We start from the raw sequence: 20,675 nt of genomic DNA, 5'->3' as shown, positions 1-20,675 counted from the left end.
TCCTTTTATGAAAGGGTTATTTTAGAGTGTAACGTTCTGAACGTTTTTCTAATATTTGTTGCACAATAGATAATAAGAAGCAAATTGCCCAATAAATTAGACCTGCTTCGAAATAAACAATTAAAAACTCATAGTTCATTGCCGCAATTTCCTGCGCTTTTCGGAACATTTCTGTTACTAAAATTAACGATGCTAATGAAGTATCCTTCACTAAACTAATAAATGTATTCGAGAGCGGCGGAATAGATACTCGCGTTGCCTGCGGTAAAATAACACGTTTTAATGCTTGCGGGTATGTCATCCCAATTGTGTAAGCTGCTTCCCACTGTCCTTTCGGGATTGAAAGGATAGAAGCACGAATAATTTCAGATGCATACGCACCAACATTTAACGAAAATCCAATAACTGCTGCTGTATATGGCTCAACTTCAATATTAAGAGTTGGAAGACCATAGAAAATAATAAATAACTGTACAAGAAGTGGCGTTCCGCGAATGATAGATACATAGATACGAGCAATCCATTGTAAAATACGACTACCTGAAATACGTGCAAGCGCTGTTAACGTCGCAAGTATAATCCCGATAATAAATGTAATAAGCGTTAATGGAATTGTCGTAAATACAGCTTCCTTCAGCATAGGCATGAAGGAAGACTGCATAATATCTATCCAAGTAGACAATCGATCTGAAACCAACGCACTACTTAGATACATTTTCACCGAACCATTTTTTCGCTATTTTATCGTACGTACCATCTTTTTTCATATCTTCTAACGCTTTATTTACTTCTTGTACTAGCTTGTCGCTACCTTTACGGAATAAGAATCCACTCTGTGACGCTTCTTTTTCTGTATCTACAATTTTAATTTTTGCATCTTTTTTCGTTTCTAAATAATTTAACACTGATAATTTATCATTAATTGTGAAATCAACACGGCCAGTGTTTAATAATTCTGCAGCTTGGCTAAAGCCTTCTACATTCGTGATTTCCGCACCATTTTTCTTAGCAATATCTGCATAGTTACTTGTTAAAGATTGTGCTGCTTTTAATCCTTTTACATCAGCAAATGTAGCAGGTTTATCTTTATCCTTCGCAATAACTAATACCGCTGAAGATGAAACATATGGGCTAGAGAAGTCATATTTCTTTTGACGATCTTCACGAATACCAACTTCATTCGCAACCATGTCGAAACGTTTTGCATCTAGACCAGCAAGTAAGCTATCCCATTGTGTTTCTTTAAATACAGGTTTTACTCCTAAACGTTTTGCAACTTCTTCTGCTAATTCAACGTCAAATCCAGTTAATTTATTACTTGAATCGTGGAATGTGAACGGTGGATATGTACCTTCTGTTCCAATTACAAGTTCACCACTTTGTTTTATCTTTTGTAACGCATCTTGATTAGCTGTATCTTTTTTCTCTTCTTTACCGCAGCCCGCTACAATCCCGATTGCTAATGTAGTTACTGCAAGTACTGAAAATAATTTTTTCATGATGGTAATCCTCCAAGTATTCTGATAGGAATTTAAAAACTATATTGATTGTATGCAATCTTGAACAATTTTTCAATGAAAATGTTCTTATTTAGTTTATCCTTTTTCTTCATAATCAAACAAAAGGGGAAAATAACGCTACATACAAAAAATAAGTAACATTTTTTAATATAGCATTTATAAAGAAAAAGGTAAAACAATACTTCTTATTTAACAGCCCTGATTCACTAAAAAAGAACTTGTGAAAATCACAAGTTCTCCTCCATACATATTAAGCGCTCTGGTTTCCTTCCATTTGCGTTTTGTACATATCGTAATAACGCCCGCGCTTTTTCATTAGTTCATCATGAGAGCCTTTTTCTAAAATCGTTCCTCTATCAAGCACAATAATTTGATCTGCGCTTTTAATTGTTGAAAGACGGTGAGCGATAATAAATGTCGTTCTTCCTTTTTTCACAACTTCTAACGCTTGTTGGATCATCGCCTCTGTTTCTGTATCAATACTAGACGTTGCTTCATCTAAAATTAAAATGGCTGGATCAAAAGCGAGTGCTCTAGCAAACGAAATAAGCTGACGTTCTCCGGTTGAAAGTGTGCTTCCTTTCTCCGTAATTTCTTCATCTATATTGTTCGCAAACCGTTCAGCGCCAACATCACGCAATGCTTTTACGATGCGATCTTCTGAAATTTTTTCATTCTCTAAGCTTACATTAGAAGCGACCGTCCCGCTAAATAAAAACGGATCTTGCAGTACGATTCCCATATGTTCACGCGTTGCTTGTTTCGGCATCTCTTTTACATCGTGACCATCAATCGTAAGCTTCCCTTTTTCAAACTCGTAAAACTGGAAGAGTACATTCATAATGGAACTTTTTCCTGATCCAGTATGACCGACAAGTGCCACTGTCTCTCCTTGTTTCGCTTCAAAAGAAATATTTTTTAGCACTTCATCTTTTCCATTATAAGAAAACGACACATTATCAAACTTTACATTTCCTTGTAAGCAAGGCATACGTTCCTCTTCTACTGCTTCCCCTTTTTCCTCTAACAATTCAAAAACACGTTCTGATGCAACACGCGATTGTTCTAAGTTAGCAAGCTGATTTACCATATTTGTAATTGGCGAGAACAATCGTGTTAAATAATCAACGAACGCATACAGTATCCCTAGAGAAATAACGCCTGAAGCACTTAATGAAGCACCACCGAAATACCAAATCACACCTGTGAAAGCAATATTCCTTAATACAGAAACTAAGTTATGGGAAGTTGCTGCATTTAAATTCAAAATTTTATTTTGATATTTAAAATAATCGCCATTTAATTCTTCAAACTCTTTCTTCGTTTCACGCTCTTGACGAAACGCTTGAATAATCGGCATCCCTTGAATAGATTCATTCACTGTTCCGTTAATATCAGATAAACGTGAGCGCATTTTATGATTGTATACAGACGCATACTTTCTATAAAGAATTGCCCAAACAATTAAAATCGGGATAATAAGTAAACATAACGTCGCCAATTTTACATCGAGTAAAAATAGCGCAGCGAATATCCCAATAATATAAATGATACTAGAAACGAATGTCGCCAGTACCGTTACGTATAAATCACGAATGGCTTCCGTATCATTCGTTACACGCGATACAATTTTCCCTGCTGGTAAATGATCGAAATAACGAATCGGCAACGTTTGAATATGAGAAAAGACATCTTCCCTCATAATTTGAATAATTTTGTTCGCTGCCTTCTGTAGGAAAAATTGCTTTCCGTATGCAAATAATGAGACAACTACTAATAAAGCGAAATAACCACCACCAAGTAATAATAGGGGGTTTATTTCTGGTTTATAAAACGCAAACACTTCTTCTTTCGTTAATGATTTCGCTTTATACACTTGCACTGCCTTACCATTTTGGACGGTAATCATATCATCTTTTACAGTACGTGACCCTTCCAGATTTACTTTATTCGGTACAAAATAATATTGAAAACCAACTTGCATCACACGTACTTCTTTTCCTTTTTTCTCCCCTTCTCCAAAGCGATCACTTCGCTTATAGAAGGTGCCATTATACGAAACAGCCTCTTCACTCTTTTCTGTTTCATACCACGGTTTCTCTATTCCAACGATATGATCGTCAATCATCGTTTTCGCGACGAAAGGACCAGCAAGCTCTGCGATGACGAAAATAAATAACATTAGCATCGCTGCAAAAATCGTCCCTTTCACTTTCATCGCATATTGAAACAATCGTTTTGAAACACTCATATTTTCACCCCACTATCCGCACTTTCACTTTCACCTTGTTGTCTTTCAAACTGCTCCGCATACCAGCCTCCGCTTTGAATAAGCTGTTCATGCGTACCCTCTTCCATTACTTCACCTTCATCCATAACGAGAATCCAATCCGCATGTTGTACGGCAGATAAACGATGCGTCGTAATAATTGTCGTCTTTCCGCTTCTTTCTGTTCTTATATTTTCAATGATTGCTGCTTCCGTACGAGCATCAACAGCTGATAAAGAATCGTCCAAAATTAATATTTCCGGATTTTGAATAACAGCTCGCGCAATCGAGATCCTTTGTTTTTGCCCTCCCGATAAAGAAACACCTTTCTCTCCAACGAGCGTTTCTAACCCTTCTGGTAAAAACTCTAAATCCTTTGTAAACGCCGCAATTTCAATCGCTTTCTCGAGTTCTTCTTCAGTCGCTTCTCGGTTTCCGAATAAAATATTTTCCCTCGCTGTTTTTGAGAACAAAATATGTTCCTGAGGTACATACCCAATCCATCCGAGTACATTTTCATTCGTTATGTTATCTAACGTCACATCAGAGACTGCAATATCCCCATCTCCAAGTGGGTATTGACGAAGAAGCTGGCGTACGAGCGTCGTTTTTCCGCTTCCTGTTTTTCCAACAACCCCAAGCGTTTCCCCTTGTTTTAATGTAAATGAAACCTTTTTTAAATTTGTTTCAGTTGATGAAGGATATGAAAAGGTAACGTCATCGAACTGAATATAATCCGGCTCTTGTACAAGCTTTGGATTTTTCGGATCCTTGACATCTGGTTCATACGCTAACGTTTCATTCACACGGTCTAGCGAAGCATTTCCTCTTTGCATAACATTAATTAATTCGCCAATTGCAAACATCGGCCAAATCATCATCCCTAAATACACGTTAAATGAAACAAGTTCACCAAGTGTCACCTTTGATTGAAATACAAGATATGCGCCGTACACTAAACCGATTAAATAACTAAGGCCAACAAGCATTTTCACCGTCGGCTGGAATAATGCATCAATTCTTGCTACTTTCATATTTTTTTCGTAGACGTCATCTCCTAAATGATGAAACCTTCCCACATCTGCATTTTCCTGTACGTATGCACGAATAACGCGCACACCAGCGATCGATTCAAGTACTTTATCATTCATATCTCCGAACGCATCTTGCGCAACTGTAAATCTCTCATGCAATTTCTTTCCATATATGTTCATCGCATACGCCATAATCGGAAGCGGTATAAGTGCCGCAAATGTAAGCTCCCAACTGATTGTAAATCCCATCATAAAGACAATCGTAAGCATATATAAACTCGAATCCACGAGCGTTAATATACCGAAACCAGCTGTCATAGCAATTGCTTTTAAATCATTTGTCGCTCTCGCCATTAAATCACCAGTACGATTTTTATGATAAAACGTCGGTGTCATCTTAAGTAAATGCCCCATAAATTTAGAGCGCATCGTCTTCTCCAGTACGAATGCTCCCCCAAACAATTGATGTTGCCAAACGAAAGTAAGACCATATCCAATTACCGTAACCCCTATTAAAATAAGAATAAATTGCATAATCGCTGCATTCGTTAACGTTCCTGTTTTTATATTATCAATCGTAACCCCTAACACTTTCGGGGGAATGACTTCAACTATATTTACAATTAAAAGAGCTCCAATGGCGATACTATATCTCTTCCAATGCTCTTTAAAAAACCATTTTAACTTTAGTAATACTGATAACAATGTAACCTCTCCCTTCTCGTTCTCGTTTCACTCCCATTTCTTTACCCACTATCCAGATCCATCACATTTACATTTCGTAATCCATACAATCTCATCACATTTTTCCACCTTCCAAAATTTTATATAGTAATGTGGAAAACAAAAAAAAGCATACCGCCGCTTGACGATATGCACAAAAATGCATAAAAGCGTACGTTACGATATACGCAACGTACGCTTTTTATAAGACAAAGATGCCTTATATATCCGCACGGGTTGCGTAATGATATGAATGTTTTCTGCCATTTAACAGAGCTAAGCCCATCACATTTACGATTACAATCATTACGCACACCCCCTTCATTTATTTTCCATTTATAATCTTACAACTTTATTGAGTATTCTGTCAATTGTTTTTTTACACAATGAATAAAAATATACGCTACATCATTTTGAAATAAGGGAATCTTCTGTAAGAAAGGGCATACAAAATAAAAAAAGAATAAGAAATCGTTTTCACAAACATTTCATTTGAAAAATGTTATCAAACACCCTACAATCACCTTATACTCACTCTTACAAGTTGCTATTTTAGGAGGACTAATCATGACAACTAGCAATACGTACAAATTTTATTTAGACGGAGAATGGAGAGAAAGCTCTTCAGGAGAAACAATCGAAATTCCATCTCCATACTTACACGAAGTAATTGGACAAGTACAAGCAATTACTCGCGGAGAAGTAGATGAAGCAATTACATCTGCAAAAGAAGCTCAAAAATCATGGGCAGAAGCTTCTCTACAAGATCGCGCAAAATATTTATATAAATGGGCTGATGAGCTCGTAAATATGCAAGATGAAATTGCCGATATCATTATGAAAGAAGTCGGTAAAGGATATAAAGATGCGAAGAAAGAAGTTGTTCGTACAGCTGATTTCATTCGTTACACAATTGAAGAAGCTCTTCATATGCACGGAGAAAGCATGATGGGCGATAGCTTCCCTGGCGGAACGAAATCTAAACTTGCGATCATCCAACGCGCACCACTTGGTGTTGTATTAGCAATCGCACCATTTAACTACCCAGTAAACTTATCTGCTGCAAAACTTGCACCAGCATTAATTATGGGTAACGCTGTTATTTTCAAACCAGCAACTCAAGGTGCAATTAGTGGTATTAAAATGGTTGAAGCACTACATAAAGCTGGCCTTCCAAAAGGTCTTGTAAACGTAGCTACAGGACGTGGTTCTGTAATTGGTGACTACTTAGTAGAACACGAAGGCATCAATATGGTATCGTTCACAGGTGGTACAAATACAGGTAAACATTTAGCGAAAAAAGCTGCAATGATTCCACTTGTATTAGAACTTGGTGGTAAAGACCCTGGTATCGTTCGTGAAGATGCTGACTTACAAGATGCTGCAAACCATATCGTAAGCGGTGCATTCTCTTACTCTGGTCAACGTTGTACAGCTATTAAACGTGTACTTGTACACGAAAACGTAGCAGATGAGCTTGTTAGCTTATTAAAAGCGCAAGTAGCTGAACTATCAGTTGGATCTCCAGAACAAGATAGCACAATCGTTCCATTAATCGACGACAAGTCTGCTGACTTCGTTCAAGGTTTAGTTGACGACGCTGTAGAAAAAGGTGCAACAATTATTATCGGTAACAAACGTGAGCGTAACTTAATTTACCCAACATTAATCGACCACGTAACAGAAGAAATGAAAGTTGCTTGGGAAGAGCCATTCGGCCCAATCCTTCCAATCATCCGTGTTTCTTCAGATGAGCAAGCAATTGAAATTGCTAACAAATCAGAGTTCGGCTTACAAGCAAGTGTCTTCACAAAAGACATTAACAAAGCATTTGCAATTGCTAACAAAATCGAAACTGGTTCTGTTCAAATTAACGGACGTACAGAGCGCGGCCCTGACCACTTCCCATTCATCGGTGTAAAAGGTTCAGGTATGGGCGCACAAGGTATTCGTAAGAGCCTTGAGTCTATGACACGTGAAAAAGTAACTGTATTAAACTTCGTTTAATCTTATATGTAGAAGCTGATCTAGTTTTAGATCAGCTTCTTTTTATATCAAATAATTATCCATTCCTAATCACAAACTCTTCCCTATAATCTGATTATTACTATATCCATTGACGTATAAAAATTCATTTGTTACTCTTAAAGACGTTAATTTAATATTTAAATCCTCATTCGTATCTCGGTGAGGTAGAGGTTGCAGTCATTAAAAGTATCATTTCAGGAGATGTAGTGGCATTGATGAAGGAATGAGAAAGGAATGATTGCCGAAGTAAGTCGTGTCCACCATGCACACTTGCTGGGTCTGCATTTAATAAGTGCAGAACTGTCACAAACGTTTCGTTTGTGGAGAGCTATCGAGAGGTATGTCGTGGGTTTCTTATAAGATAGAAAGCATGTAGCGGCAAATTACGTGCTTTTTTTGTTTTGTTTGGGACTTCTCTTCTCTACTAAGAAGACATACATATCTCCTCGCTTGACTTGGTTATACTAACTTTGGAGGTATTTTCTATGCAACAAAAAAAATGGGGCTTTTGGGTATTAACAGCTTTCGTTGTCGGTAACATGGTTGGCGCTGGTATTTTCATGGTGCCAAGTACGTTGGCACAAACAGCAAGCCCTCTCGGTGTCACTTTAGCTTGGTTAACAACAGGGTTTGGTGTTTTAATGCTAGCTCTTGTTTTCGGTAATTTAGCAATTCGTCGTCCTGATTTAACGACAGGACCACAAAGTCATGCATATGCTTTATTCTCAACACCAAAAAAGAAAAAAATGGCTGGTTTCAGTATGGTATGGGGATATTGGGTAGCAAACTGGGCAAGTAACGTTGCCATCATTACATCATTTGCGGGATATTTATCACTCTTCTTCCCAATTATGAAAGATACACGACTACTATTTTCAATTGGTTCTTTTAACATAGAAGTCGGAAAACTAATTACATTTACGATTTGTTCCATCTTACTTTGGGGAACTCATATTATATTAACAAACGGTGTAAGCGGGGCTGGAAAGCTAAACTTCTTAGCAACAACAACGAAAGTAACTGGATTCCTTTTATTCATCGTCGTTACGTTATTTGCATTCGAAGCTTCTAAGTTTGGACAATGGTACACACCGATGATCGATAAATCAGGTGTATCACACGGCCTTCTTTCACAAGTAAATTTAGCTGCTCTTACAACACTTTGGGCATTTATCGGAATTGAATCAGCAGTACTTTTATCAAACCGTGCTACCTCTCCTAAAACAGTAAAACGCGCAACGGTTGCGGGATTACTTATTACAGTTGCGATTTACTTAGGAATTACAATTTTAACAATGGGTGTACTTCACGTTGATAAATTACAAGCTTCTGAACGTCCATTAGCAGACGCATTAAACGCTGCAATGGGGCATGGCGGCGGGAAACTGATGGCATTACTTGCTCTTACTTCCCTATTCGGTTCTATCTTGGGCTGGATTTTATTAAGCTCAGAAGTACCCTATCAAGCTGCAAAAGAAGGTTTCTTCCCTTCCTTCTTTACGAAAACAAATAAAAAAGGAAGTCCAATTTACTCATTACGATTAACAAACATTATGTCACAAGTGTTCTTATTCTCAACACTATCCGGAACAATTGCGGAAGCTTATACATTCGTTATTACCGTATCAACACTAGCCTACCTCATTCCATATCTCGTTTCACCAATCTTCCAGTTAAAACTAGTCGCAACTGGTGAAACATATAAAAATGAAATGCGGGCAAGAATTACAGATGGCATAGTCGCAGTAATCGCACTTTGTTACGCACTATGGGTTATTAAAACCGGCGCATCCGACATAAAAACGTTCCTTCTCGGAATTGGTTTATTCGTAATCGGATTTGCTTTCTATCCATTAATGAATCGTGATGAGAAAAAAAATAAAGAAAAGAAAAACGGGCAAGTTGCATAACGCAATTTGCTCGTTTTTTCTTTTGTAAAACATATATAATAGAACAAAGAGGTGAAAAACATGTCAATTGAATCACTATGGAGCAGTCGCTTCCAACAACATATGCAAAATATCATTACATACTTTGCACGTATGATTAACGGTTTACTATATAGCTTTATCTTCGTTGCCTGTATAGGTGCTTACTATTACGCAAAGTTTCTTAAGACAGCTCCTTCTAAAGGACTATCTTTATTACTTATTACAATCGTCCTAACAGTGATTATAACGAGATGTCCTATCCGTACATTTATTCAAAAACCTGATGCTGTCTATTTGCTTGCATTAGAAGAGAAACTAACGTCTTATTTTAAAAAATCTCTTCTATATAATTACATCATTCAGCTTTTCCCATTATTATTTACGTTCCTTATTCTCGTTCCACTTGCCCTGCAATCATTACAATTAACTGTACCTTTCTTATGTACAATCTTTATCGTTTTAATGATTACGAAAGCTTGGAACATGTACATACATTGGATGTGGCGTGATAGCCATGAAAAAAACATATGGTTCATTATTCGTATTGCTTGTAACGCCCTAATCATTTACATGCTATTTTACTCGGCACATGTTCTCATATTAGGCGGATTGCTCTTACTACTTGCTTTCCTACTTCTATACACGAAAAAACAGCCTACAAAACGAATACCGTGGGATTACATAATCGAGCAAGAAGAAAAAATGAACGTTCGTTTTTATCAATTTGCTAGCATTTTCACCGATGTTCCACAACTAAATAAGCAAGTAAGTAAAAGAAAATGGCTTACAAATTGGATTGAACCTTTATTACATAAAAAACGAGCAACTTTCTTCTATTTACATACACTAGCATTTTTACGCGGGAATGATTATTTCGGTATATATATTCGTTTAGGGTTGATCGGTGCCTTCGCCTTATATTTTATACCAAACATATACGTAAAAGGCGCTATCGCTTATATCGTCCTATATATGATTTCTATGCAGCTCCGTTCCCTGTGGAAATATTTTTCGGGAAATATTATTGTAGCATTATATCCAATTGATACTGAAAAACGAATGAATCAATTTCTTCACTTAATCTTTATATTGCTAAGCATTCAACTCATTGTATTTTCAATTGTTATACTCATTGCTACAAGTCAATTTTTACATAGCCTTATCATTATGATTGTCGGGTTACTCTGGATCAAATGTATTATTGTACCAAAAACGAAGCAACGCGTTTCCTCGTTTTAACGAAAGGGATTATCATAAAAGCCAAGGAGAAAATAAATTCTCTCCTTGGCTTTTTTATTTTTCCTCCTCAAACAAGAATCATCGGCACAATCGATATTTTATAATTTTACATATAAAAACGATAATACATGTTTACGTCCTAATAAAAAGGGTATGTATTAAATTAACAGGGCAAAGGAGGTGCCTATATTGTGAATAAGAAAATGGAGCAATTGGAACATCACATTACAGATAATCAATGCAAACATGCTTTAACAACAAACCAAGGAGTAAAAATAGCCGAGGATGAATTTTCTTTAAAGATGGGCTTAAGAGGCCCAACCTTAATGGAGGATTTCCACTTTCGCGAGAAAATGACCCACTTTGATCATGAACGAATTCCTGAAAGGATTGTTCATGCGCGCGGAGTTGGCGCACATGGTTATTTTCAGCTTTATGAATCTTTAGAGGCATATACAAAAGCAGATTTTCTTACTAACCCTTCAAAAAAAACACCTGTATTTGTACGGTTCTCGACCGTTCAAGGCTCTAAAGGATCCAATGACACAGTAAGAGATGTGCGCGGATTTGCCACAAAATTTTATACAGATGAAGGTAACTATGATTTAGTAGGTAATAATATGCCAGTATTCTTTATCCAAGATGCTATTAAATTTCCTGATTTTGTACATGCAGTTAAACCAGAGCCACATAATGATATTCCTCAGGGAGCTAGTGCTCATGATACATTTTGGGATTTTGTTGCGCATAATCCCGAGTCTACTCATATGGTTATGTGGCAGATGAGTGATCGCGCAATTCCGCGTAGTTTACGAATGATGGAAGGTTTTGGAGTTCATACATTTCGACTTATTAATAAAGAAGGAAAAGCCCACTTCGTAAAGTTTCACTGGAAACCTACCCTAGGGGTTCATTCATTAGTATGGGATGAGGCTCAAAGGATTGCTGGGAAAAATCCTGATTTCCATCGTCAAGATTTATACGAAGCAATTGAAAAAGGCGATTATCCGGAATGGGAGCTTGGATTACAGTTAATTCCGGAAGAAGATGAGCATGCATTTGATTTTGATATTTTAGATCCAACGAAACTATGGCCTGAAGAAGAAGTTCCTGTAAAACTAGTTGGTAAAATGACACTGAACAAAAATGTTGATAACTTCTTTGCCGAAACGGAACAGGTAGCTTTTCACCCTGGCCATGTCGTACCAGGTATTGATTTTTCAAATGATCCTCTTCTGCAAGGAAGATTGTTCTCCTATACAGATACACAATTATCTCGTTTAGGAGGTCCTAATTTCCACCAAATTCCTATTAACCAGCCTGTATGTCCTTTTCATAATAATCAACGTGATGGTATGCATCAAATGCAGATTCATCGCGGTCAAACAAGCTATCATCCTAATGGCTTAAATAACAATCAACCAGCAACCGTCCAAGCCGAACAGGGCGGATATGAACATTATCAAGAAAAGGTTGATGGACATAAAATTAGGGGGCGCAGTAAAAGCTTCCTTAACTTTTATTCTCAGGCTAAACTTTTCTACAATAGTATGAATGCTATTGAAAAGCAGCACATAAAAGACGCATTTTGCTTTGAAGTTGGGAAGTGCAAATCAGACATGGTGAAGGCAAATGTAATTGCTCTTTTAAACCACGTCGATCGTCAATTAGCAAAGGAAGTCGCTAACATGATTGGAGCTCCCTTGCCTAAGGAAAATCAAGAAATAAATTCGGATGCAAAATCACCTGCACTCAGCATGTCCAATACTATTTTTAAAGCTGATTCCAAAAATGTGGCAATTCTATTAAATGGCGATCCAAGCATTTCCCTTCTGTTCGAATGGATTCAAGCTTTTGCACAGCACCGAATTAACTATGGCATCATAGATAATAAAATTCATCATTTCAATGATTCTATTAAAGTAACGGATACTTATACAACAGCAGACTCCTCACTTTTTGATGCAGTCTTAGTGTTTAGTAGTGAATCTGTCATTAAACCCCCTGTTTTAGAATTTGCAGAAACTACTTTTAAACACTTTAAACCGATAGCCTATGTCCTTAGCGACCCTCATGCTTTAGACCATAGTAAGGTTAAACTGGATGGAGCAGGAGTTTACAACTTAACAGATACTTCAATTGAATCATTTATAGAAAGCATTTCCCAAGGACGATTCTGGAACCGATAATATAATGTAAGGAGCGGATTAGAATGAGTAAAAAAATTGCTACTTTAATAACAGATTATTTCGAGGACACAGAATACACAGAGCCCGCAGAAGCTTTTAAACAAAAGGGATATGAATTAACAACTATTGAAGCAGAAAAAGGTAAAACGGTACACGGTAAACAAGGAAAAAGTGAAGTTGTAATTGATAAAGGTATCGATGATGTTTCTCCAGAGAACTTTGATGCCCTCTTCATACCAGGCGGATTTTCCCCAGATATACTTCGTGCAGATGAACGTTTCGTTCGCTTTAGCAAAGCATTTATGGATGCGAAAAAACCTGTTTTTGCTATTTGTCACGGACCCCAATTACTCATCACTGCACAAACACTTGAAGGACGCGATGTGACTGGATATAAATCCATTGCGGTCGATTTGAAAAATGCCGGCGGAAATTTTCATGACAAAGAGGTTGTCGTATGCCAAAATCAGCTAGTAACAAGTAGACAACCGGAGGATATCCCAGCGTTTATTGAAGAATCATTGCGTATATTAGGATAGTTATTAGAGGTTAACCAAAATAGCTGTTTAGCTACTTTGGTTAACCTTTTTATTTGTATGAAAATTAAAAAGGAATATCATTTTTAATGACCTGTGGATTCCTCCCTTCTTCGTCCCCAAATTTCTAATCACTTTTCATAGGCATTTCTCATATAGTGAAAATGACTATACGATTCCTATCCATAAGTTAAATAATAATTTTACACATATATAAATACAAAAGATGGGAGCCTTAATTATGAATAACAATCCACCTTCAACGCCCCCAAATCCAACGGAAACGAATAATAATGAAGTAAGCTTACAAACGTTACGCGTTATTGGGCTTATTGTACTAATTAGTGGCTACATATTAGTAGCTCTTTCTGAAGTAGGAACGTTAAAAAATCTTTTACTACAGCCTAGTACTACTCCAAATTTAGCTGAAGTTGATCCGTTTTAAAAATTATATAAAAAGCGAGTCCAGTTCGTTCGCTTTTTATATAGTTTTACCCAATCTGAGAAACCTCTCTCTCATCCTCATACTTCTCTTTCCCAATCGCCTTCATAAATAATAAAATACTGCTCATACCAACGATAAAGTACAGAGCACTCATGCCCCAAGATGCAATAAATGACCCCAACATAACACCCAATGCTCCGTTCATTTTTGCCACTTGAAAGACCATTCCGTTAATCGCCATATATGAACCTCTTGCCTCATTCGGCACCATATCTGCCATAATAGATTGACGAACTGGTACATACATCATCTCACCTACCGTTTGGAAAAGCCCTGCAATTAATAAGACCCATAAACTATTGCTCGTTCCGAGTATTGTAAATCCAATTGTGTAAATGAATAAACCTACATATAAAATTTTCAAATCGTTGAAGCTTTTTAGCATTTTAATAAGAAGTGCTGAACATAACACAACTAAAATTGTATTCTCTGCTGAAATCCAGCTCAACATTCGAATACCTGTTAAATCAAACGTAAAACCATTCCCGAATAAAAAGTGCACTGTTTCAAATTCCTGCTGCAAACGTACCCCTAAATAATTATTAATTTGAAACTCTAAAGATAATGTACATATACTTGCTGCGCAAAAAATTAAAAACGTTCTATCTTTCATCACGACTTTATAACTATCCGCCATATCTTTTAATACATTTTTCTTCTCTACTATTTTTCGTGCTACATACACTTCTTCCATATATACAGCCATCACATATAAAGTAATAATTGCAATAACTGTTAATCCGATAAACAATTGTAATCTATAGTTTTCAAATAGTAATCCGCCAAATATCGCTCCAATTGCAATAGATAAATTAATCGCCCAGTAGTTAATGCTATACATCACTTTTCGATTTTCAGGTGTACTCACATCGATTAACATCGCTTCCGTCGCTGGATTCATAAGTCCAGACCCTAAACTATTCACTAACATAAACACAAATGTTAGCCACGGTGAATCTACATAATCCGAATTTGCAATCCCCATACAAGCGATTGAAATGGCTTGTATACTTTGACCGATAATCATTACTTTTTTACGACCGAGCCGATCCCCAACATACCCACCGTATAGACCAATTACTAATGAAGCTATTACATTAATGAGTAGTAACGCACCAGCAATCGCACTACCTAACTTTATTGAAAAGTAAATCGCCATAAATGGAAAAATCATCGTGGACACAGTACGTGTTAAAAACGAAGTTATAATTCTAATTTTTATATTTCGATGCATACTCCAAAATCCCATTGTTTCCCCCTCCTTATGCTTACTTATTTTACTTTGAAAAAGAGGAAGAAAAAGGTTAGAATATTCTAAAGAGTTTCCCCTTTTATTATATAAGGAAGTGTATATATGAAAATTATGGACTATTACATTAGACTAAGACTACACGCACAAGATCAACAACATATCCGAAATAGCTTACAAGAATTAGCGAATATGTTATATTGCAGTACGAAAAACGTAAAAATTTTATTAAAGAAGATGAGTGAGGAGCAATTAATTCGCTGGACTCCCGGGCGAGGCCGCGGGAATAAAACGGAAATCCTATTTATACATAATTTCGTAGAAGCGATTGAGTCCTATACAGATGAACTGTTAACGCAAGAAAAGTTAAAGGATATTTTTCTTCTTTTAAAAGAGCCCCTACCCTTTGCACTTCAAAAAAAAATAGAAAATAAACTACATCATCATTTTGGATACGAACCTTCAAATGATATGTATGACATATTAAAGATTCCTATATCAAGAAAGATATTCCCATTAGATCCGGCTTTTGTGGCTGTAACTACAGAGAGCCATCTTACGAGTCAAATTTTTGACACGTTAGTCGTTTATAACGATGTTACTGAAAAAATGGAACCACACATTGCACATACGTGGGAATTAAGTGAAGACGGGCTTACGTGGACCTTTTATTTACGAAAGGATATACATTTTCATAACGAAACAGTTTTAACTTCTAAAGATGTACAATTTTCATTTGAACGATTAAAGCAAGTTCACTCTCCTTTCGAATGGTTAACAGAAGAAATTGTTCAAATCGAAACACCATCACCACTACAAATACGGTTCCATTTAGCAAAACCCAACTTTTTTTTCTTACACTATGTAAGTTCCATGCAACTAGCTATTTTGCCGCGTGATGCTAGTATTCAAAATCATCATTATGTAGGTACTGGACCTTTCAAACTTGCTCATTACACTGAAGACAATATCGTACTCGAAGCGTTCACCCATTATTTTAAAGAGCGTGCGTTACTAGACCGTATTGAATTTTGGGGTATTCCTGATCATGTGCAAATAGATGCTGATTATGAACTACCAAATGAAGAAGAAAATGAAAGACATGATATACAAATAGAAGAAATAGGTTGTATTTATGCTAGCTTCAACTTTACAAAACCTGGTCCTCATCACGACATGTACTTTCGAAAAGCTTGGAGAGAACTATATGACGTTGAAACGATACTTCGTAGCATAGAGGGTAGACGGACAATTGCTGCATCAAGCTTTTTCCCTGAAAGAAGCCGCAAAGCTACTAAAAGGTCCTACTCTTTAGAAAAAGCGAAAGAGTATTTAAAAAAGAGCACCTATAATGGCGAAACGATACATATTTACTTCTTCGCATTTAAAGATAGTGCAAATGACGCACATTTCCTAAAGGAACGTTGCGAACAATTAGGAGTACACGTAGAACTTCATCCATTTCTCGTTTCAGATTATATGGATCATTCTATCGATAAACACGCCGATATTATTTTCATGGGAGAAGTGTTTGCTGCCGATCATGAACTTGCATTCTTAAATGTATTTAAAAATAAAAGTTGCTTCGTAAATAGGTTCATGGACCCGCACTATGAAAACCAAATTAACTGTTTACTTGATACATTTTTATTAGAAGAAAATAAAGAAAAACGCTATGAGCTCATGTATGAGATCGAAGAATTTATACAAGCAGAACACATCATTTTATTTAACTATCACGTTTTAAAGAGAAAAACATATCCCTCTTCCTTAAAAAACGTAACAATTGATTCATTCGGCTGGGCAAATTTTGCGAAATTATGGATACAGCCATCCATGCCTTAAAATGTGAGTTTTTATAAAAGGAGAGGAACCATGAAAAGCACCCTAGAAAAAAGACTTTCTTATCTATACACAGGTGAGTTATTTTCAGTCATTACTTTTATTTTCACAAGTTACTTACTTAATTATGCTTATCCTACGTTACATTTATATTCCCTATATTCTTTTTGGGGATCATTTCTTCTTTTAGAGTTTATCTTATTGCAAGGAGTAATTTACTGGTACGTAAAATGGAAACGAATAAAAAAAGAGAAAACATCTGTTACCCCTATTAGGGTGGTTCAATATTTAAAAATACTTCAAAAGATAAATATAGCATTCATTATCACAGGATTTATTACGTTTACTATTGATTTTATAATTTGGTATCCCCACTTACCTTTAGGCGGGCTATCATTCACTCTATTTATTTATATTTTCGCATTACTTGAGTACATTAACTATTATCATACTCAGCTTTCATACGATAACATCCCTGATATTAAACATTTAATCAAATCAAAAAAACTAAAACAGTCCTGTATAAGTAAAGATTTTCAACGTATTTCATGATAGAGAAGGTACTACATCCTTAGTAGTACCTTCTTCACATACTATTATTTAATTACTCCATCTAAGTGATCTTTCAAGTTCAATACATATTGCTCAATATTCGGATTCTTCACCACATCATAACAAGCAAAGCTCTTTAACGGACTCATGCCAAGAAACTTTTGCACGCGGTGTAAATGGCTAAGCGTTGACTCTAAACTTTCCCCTTCAAAGAACTTCGTCTTATCTCCAAACGCCTTTTCAGGTGCATTCCAAGTTGTAGAAAACATATACTGCTTCTCTTTTAATAAACCACCTGTTCCATATTCATCAGCACCTTTAAAGAACAAACCATATTCATATACTTCATCCATATACGTTTTAAATAAGCCCGGTACACTAAACCAGTAAATCGGTGTTTGATAAATCACAACATCGGCCCATAAAAACTTCTCTTGTTCTTCTTTAATACTATAGCCATCTTGAATCGTTGTTGTTTTCACATGATGCTTCTCACTTAATACCGTTACCATACAATCAACTAACGTTCTATTTAATCGTCCTTCTTTCGTACCGTATTTTTCATGTCCATTTATAATGAATATATTTTTCATCGCTTTTCTCTCCCTTATTTTACTCCTCGGCTATTAACCCCAGTTGCTGTTTCAGCGTAAGATTATCTTCTAAATGCCAGTCTTCCGTTATCTTTCCGTCTTTCACATGTAAAATATCAATTGCAAAAAAATTGATTTTCTTATCCTTATGCGTTCCTGTAAAAGAAAGACGAGCTGTTACTTTATCACCGACGACTAATAAATCTTCAATCTCGCAATGTATATTAGGAACGACTTTACGAAAATTTTGTGCCGCAAACTTTAATCCTTCAGTGCCTTGTGGTCGCCCTTTCGGCAATGTATTATCGGAAAAATTTTCAGAAACAGTTTGCAGAATAAGTTCCTCCTTACCTGTATCCCAAAATGCATAAAAACGCTGCGCTGCATGAACCATTTCGGTCGCTTCCTTTTTACTTAGTAAGGGATCAATTGTCATTGCTTTTGGCTTCGGCATTTCTTTTAATAACTGGATTTCCGTTTTTTGTTCCCCGCTACATGCTACAAGTACAATACAAACAACAAACAAACTAAGGAATCCAAACAACTTTTTTATCCCCATGAAAATCACCTCCTCCTTCATACAAACCCTTTGTATTTCGTATTTCTATTGTATATGCACTAACTTCCTTTATGGAAGTAGTGATATTTTTTTCATATAGTTACCAAAAGTATAGTTTTGTGATACTATAAAGCAAATTCATCCAAAAAAATTTTATGGAGGCTAGTTCCATGAACAATATAGATCCAGTTGAATTAACGAAAGGTTTACCTGGCATACCTTGTCCTATCGCTAAAACACTTGACGTAATTCGTACAAAATGGACGTTTTTAATCATTCGCGACCTTCTTATCGAAGGAACATTACGCTTTAGTGATTTACAAAAATCAATGGACGGGATTAGTCCGAAAACATTATCACTTCGCCTAAAAGAATTAGAATCTCAAGGTATTATAACGAGAAAAGTATATCCAGAAGTTCCGCCTCGTGTAGAGTACACATTAACGGATAAAGGAAAGCAATTAGAGAGGATTTTCATTGAATTAAAACGGTTTGGATTAAGCTTATAAAGTGAAACTTTAATCAGTGGGGGTTTTCTTCATCCCCCACCTAAATTCTTTGCTTTCAGTGAATTTTGAGGTGGGGGTCTTACTGCCCATTAAAGCGGGATAAAACAAAAACCCCTTACCGTCGTAAGGGGTTTTATTACTTCGCAAAACTTTCAGCTAGCTGTTTCTCTCTCCACATAAATGTAATGCCGAGACCAACTATTAAAACAACTCCTGAAAATGCATATGGATAATGAATATTCATATCAAATAATATTCCGCCCATCGCTGGCCCTGCAATATTTCCTAAACTCGTATAAGTCGAGTTCATACCAGCAACGAATCCTTGCTCTTTTCCAGCTGCTTTTGATAAAAACGTCGTTAAAGCTGGACGAAGCAAATCAAATGCTAAGAAAATGAAGCAAGTAACGAGAAGTACAATCCAATAATTAAAGACTACAGTTGAAACAAACGCTAATACTGCACCTACAATTAAACATATTTGAATTAACACTTTTTCACCGAACATATCAACCAATTTACCAAACATAAATACTTGCACAACTACCCCAAAGATGGAGCTAATCGTAATAATTGCCGCAATATCTTTCGGTGTGAATCCAAACTTATGATCAGAAAATAGACTAAACACAGTTTCATACGCTGATAATCCGAATGCGAGTACAAATACGATAATAAATGCAATTGCATACATTGGATGTAATGATTTCTTTAAATCACCAATAAAACTTGATTCTTTCGTGTTAGCAGAAATCTCTGCAAGTTCTTCTTTCGTTAACGGTTCTTTTAAAATAAAGATCGAAATTACACATGCTATAAAGGCAATTGCTGCTGCAACGAAAAACGGCACACGTATACCATACTCTGCAATAAATCCGCCAATTCCAGGTCCTATAATAAAACCCGTACTAATCGCTGCTGATAAATACCCCATCGCTTTTGGACGTTCCTGCATAGATGTAATATCCGCAACATATGCCGTAACACCAGGCATAATAAACGCCGCACTAATTCCGCCTAACACCCGTGCTGCATAAAGCATCCACACATCTTTTCCTAATCCAAAAAGAAGTTCTGAAACACCAAAAATAAATAATCCAATGATGATCATTTTCTTCCTACCGTAAAGATCGACCCACCGGCCTGTAATAGGTGACGTAATGAGCTGAGCCATTGCGAATACTGCAACGAGATAACCCATCGTCTTCCCTGTTAAACTCATGTCATTCATAAAGGACGGCATAACCGGAATGATTAATCCAATCCCTAAAAAAGCGATAAATATATTACTCAAAAGAATGACCAATACCATCTTTTGTTCTTTTATCGGTTTCTTCACTTTTTAACACCTCTTCCCGTAAGTTCCTCAAAAAAATAATGCCCAAGAAGCTTTTTCT

General features: G+C 36.3%; 17 protein-coding genes and 1 riboswitch. Of the genes, 9 read left to right on the top strand and 8 right to left on the bottom strand.

Going from position 1 to position 20,675, the window contains the following annotated elements:
• Positions 1-16: 16 nt before the first annotated feature.
• The 4 genes from DT250_RS25610 to DT250_RS25590 form a co-directional block, all read right to left on the bottom strand.
• Positions 17-715: an amino acid ABC transporter permease gene (locus DT250_RS25610; protein ID WP_033657688.1), complete on the bottom strand. Its 699-nt coding sequence runs from the start codon at positions 713-715 to the stop codon at positions 17-19.
• A complete protein-coding gene (locus DT250_RS25605; RefSeq protein ID WP_000732834.1) occupies positions 702-1,499 on the bottom strand; it encodes an amino acid ABC transporter substrate-binding protein in 798 nt (265 codons plus the stop codon). Before DT250_RS25605 ends, DT250_RS25610 begins: the two co-directional genes overlap by 14 nt.
• Before the next feature lie 271 nt (positions 1,500-1,770).
• A complete protein-coding gene (locus tag DT250_RS25595; RefSeq protein WP_149213901.1) occupies positions 1,771-3,771 on the bottom strand; it encodes an ABC transporter ATP-binding protein in 2,001 nt (666 codons plus the stop codon).
• Positions 3,768-5,528: an ABC transporter ATP-binding protein gene (locus DT250_RS25590; RefSeq protein ID WP_147786179.1), complete on the bottom strand. Its 1,761-nt coding sequence runs from the start codon at positions 5,526-5,528 to the stop codon at positions 3,768-3,770. Before DT250_RS25590 ends, DT250_RS25595 begins: the two co-directional genes overlap by 4 nt.
• Before the next feature lie 585 nt (positions 5,529-6,113).
• Between DT250_RS25590 and gapN the strand changes: the two genes are divergently transcribed.
• The 6 genes from gapN to DT250_RS25555 all read left to right on the top strand — a co-directional run bounded on the left by gapN (position 6,114) and on the right by DT250_RS25555 (position 13,914).
• Positions 6,114-7,553 carry an NADP-dependent glyceraldehyde-3-phosphate dehydrogenase gene (gene gapN / locus DT250_RS25580; RefSeq protein WP_149213900.1) on the top strand — a complete coding sequence of 480 codons (1,440 nt, stop codon included), beginning with the start codon at positions 6,114-6,116 and terminating at the stop codon, positions 7,551-7,553.
• Between the two features lie 178 nt (positions 7,554-7,731).
• A riboswitch (Lysine riboswitch) is annotated at positions 7,732-7,913 on the top strand.
• A gap of 146 nt (positions 7,914-8,059) precedes the next feature.
• On the top strand, positions 8,060-9,484 hold the full coding sequence (locus DT250_RS25575; RefSeq protein WP_001186291.1) for an amino acid permease: 1,425 nt from the start codon (positions 8,060-8,062) through the stop codon (positions 9,482-9,484).
• Positions 9,485-9,544: 60 nt separating this feature from the next.
• The gene (locus DT250_RS25570; RefSeq protein ID WP_149213899.1) at positions 9,545-10,744 is read left to right on the top strand and encodes an ABC transporter permease; all 1,200 of its coding nucleotides are present in this window, start codon (positions 9,545-9,547) and stop codon (positions 10,742-10,744) included.
• Between the two features lie 191 nt (positions 10,745-10,935).
• Positions 10,936-12,933: a catalase gene (locus tag DT250_RS25565; protein ID WP_149213898.1), complete on the top strand. Its 1,998-nt coding sequence runs from the start codon at positions 10,936-10,938 to the stop codon at positions 12,931-12,933.
• A gap of 23 nt (positions 12,934-12,956) precedes the next feature.
• Complete coding sequence (locus DT250_RS25560; protein WP_000037553.1) at positions 12,957-13,472, top strand: type 1 glutamine amidotransferase domain-containing protein; 516 nt, start codon at positions 12,957-12,959, stop codon at positions 13,470-13,472.
• 238 nt (positions 13,473-13,710) lie between these two features.
• The gene (locus DT250_RS25555; protein ID WP_001063864.1) at positions 13,711-13,914 is read left to right on the top strand and encodes a hypothetical protein; all 204 of its coding nucleotides are present in this window, start codon (positions 13,711-13,713) and stop codon (positions 13,912-13,914) included.
• A 46-nt stretch (positions 13,915-13,960) separates the two neighbouring features.
• Here DT250_RS25555 and DT250_RS25550 read toward each other — a convergent pair whose 3' ends face one another.
• Positions 13,961-15,223, bottom strand: coding sequence for an MDR family MFS transporter (locus DT250_RS25550; RefSeq protein ID WP_149213897.1), 1,263 nt, complete (start codon positions 15,221-15,223; stop codon positions 13,961-13,963).
• Positions 15,224-15,328: 105 nt separating this feature from the next.
• Between DT250_RS25550 and DT250_RS25545 the strand changes: the two genes are divergently transcribed.
• Complete coding sequence (locus tag DT250_RS25545; RefSeq protein WP_149213896.1) at positions 15,329-17,068, top strand: SgrR family transcriptional regulator; 1,740 nt, start codon at positions 15,329-15,331, stop codon at positions 17,066-17,068.
• A 30-nt stretch (positions 17,069-17,098) separates the two neighbouring features.
• Entirely contained in the window at positions 17,099-17,617 is a 519-nt protein-coding gene (locus DT250_RS25540; RefSeq protein WP_149213895.1) for a general stress protein, read from the top strand.
• 44 nt (positions 17,618-17,661) lie between these two features.
• On the opposite strand, the gene DT250_RS25535 is transcribed toward DT250_RS25540, so the two are convergent.
• Entirely contained in the window at positions 17,662-18,210 is a 549-nt protein-coding gene (locus DT250_RS25535; RefSeq protein ID WP_149213894.1) for an NAD(P)H-dependent oxidoreductase, read from the bottom strand.
• A 19-nt stretch (positions 18,211-18,229) separates the two neighbouring features.
• The gene (locus DT250_RS25530) at positions 18,230-18,769 is read right to left on the bottom strand and encodes an ester cyclase (protein ID WP_149213893.1); all 540 of its coding nucleotides are present in this window, start codon (positions 18,767-18,769) and stop codon (positions 18,230-18,232) included.
• A gap of 170 nt (positions 18,770-18,939) precedes the next feature.
• On the opposite strand from DT250_RS25530, the gene DT250_RS25525 reads away from it, so the two are divergent.
• Complete coding sequence (locus tag DT250_RS25525; RefSeq protein ID WP_001059469.1) at positions 18,940-19,278, top strand: winged helix-turn-helix transcriptional regulator; 339 nt, start codon at positions 18,940-18,942, stop codon at positions 19,276-19,278.
• 136 nt (positions 19,279-19,414) lie between these two features.
• Here DT250_RS25525 and DT250_RS25520 read toward each other — a convergent pair whose 3' ends face one another.
• Positions 19,415-20,617, bottom strand: a complete 1,203-nt coding sequence (locus DT250_RS25520; RefSeq protein ID WP_048545666.1) for an MFS transporter — start codon at positions 20,615-20,617, stop codon at positions 19,415-19,417.
• Positions 20,618-20,675 lie beyond the last annotated feature (58 nt).

The sequence above is a fragment of the Bacillus sp. AR2-1 genome, assembly GCF_008368755.1.
In the GTDB taxonomy this organism is placed as follows: Bacteria; Bacillota; Bacilli; order Bacillales; family Bacillaceae_G; genus Bacillus_A; species Bacillus_A wiedmannii.
Note: the sequence above shows the minus strand (reverse complement) of the source record. Positions and strands in the feature narration are given on the sequence as shown.

What these genes read in the sequence shown, in the direction of transcription:
- DT250_RS25605 (WP_000732834.1), bottom strand. Translation starts at nt 1,499, where the DNA reads ATGAAAAAATTATTTTCAGTACTTGCAGTAACTACATTAGCAATCGGG.
- DT250_RS25550 (WP_149213897.1), bottom strand. Translation starts at nt 15,223, where the DNA reads ATGGGATTTTGGAGTATGCATCGAAATATAAAAATTAGAATTATAACT.
- DT250_RS25575 (WP_001186291.1), top strand. Translation starts at nt 8,060, where the DNA reads ATGCAACAAAAAAAATGGGGCTTTTGGGTATTAACAGCTTTCGTTGTC.
- DT250_RS25610 (WP_033657688.1), bottom strand. Translation starts at nt 715, where the DNA reads ATGTATCTAAGTAGTGCGTTGGTTTCAGATCGATTGTCTACTTGGATA.
- DT250_RS25540 (WP_149213895.1), top strand. Translation starts at nt 17,099, where the DNA reads ATGAAAAGCACCCTAGAAAAAAGACTTTCTTATCTATACACAGGTGAG.
- DT250_RS25570 (WP_149213899.1), top strand. Translation starts at nt 9,545, where the DNA reads ATGTCAATTGAATCACTATGGAGCAGTCGCTTCCAACAACATATGCAA.
- DT250_RS25535 (WP_149213894.1), bottom strand. Translation starts at nt 18,210, where the DNA reads ATGAAAAATATATTCATTATAAATGGACATGAAAAATACGGTACGAAA.
- DT250_RS25560 (WP_000037553.1), top strand. Translation starts at nt 12,957, where the DNA reads ATGAGTAAAAAAATTGCTACTTTAATAACAGATTATTTCGAGGACACA.
- DT250_RS25530 (WP_149213893.1), bottom strand. Translation starts at nt 18,769, where the DNA reads ATGGGGATAAAAAAGTTGTTTGGATTCCTTAGTTTGTTTGTTGTTTGT.
- gapN (WP_149213900.1), top strand. Translation starts at nt 6,114, where the DNA reads ATGACAACTAGCAATACGTACAAATTTTATTTAGACGGAGAATGGAGA.
- DT250_RS25545 (WP_149213896.1), top strand. Translation starts at nt 15,329, where the DNA reads ATGAAAATTATGGACTATTACATTAGACTAAGACTACACGCACAAGAT.
- DT250_RS25525 (WP_001059469.1), top strand. Translation starts at nt 18,940, where the DNA reads ATGAACAATATAGATCCAGTTGAATTAACGAAAGGTTTACCTGGCATA.
- DT250_RS25595 (WP_149213901.1), bottom strand. Translation starts at nt 3,771, where the DNA reads ATGAGTGTTTCAAAACGATTGTTTCAATATGCGATGAAAGTGAAAGGG.
- DT250_RS25555 (WP_001063864.1), top strand. Translation starts at nt 13,711, where the DNA reads ATGAATAACAATCCACCTTCAACGCCCCCAAATCCAACGGAAACGAAT.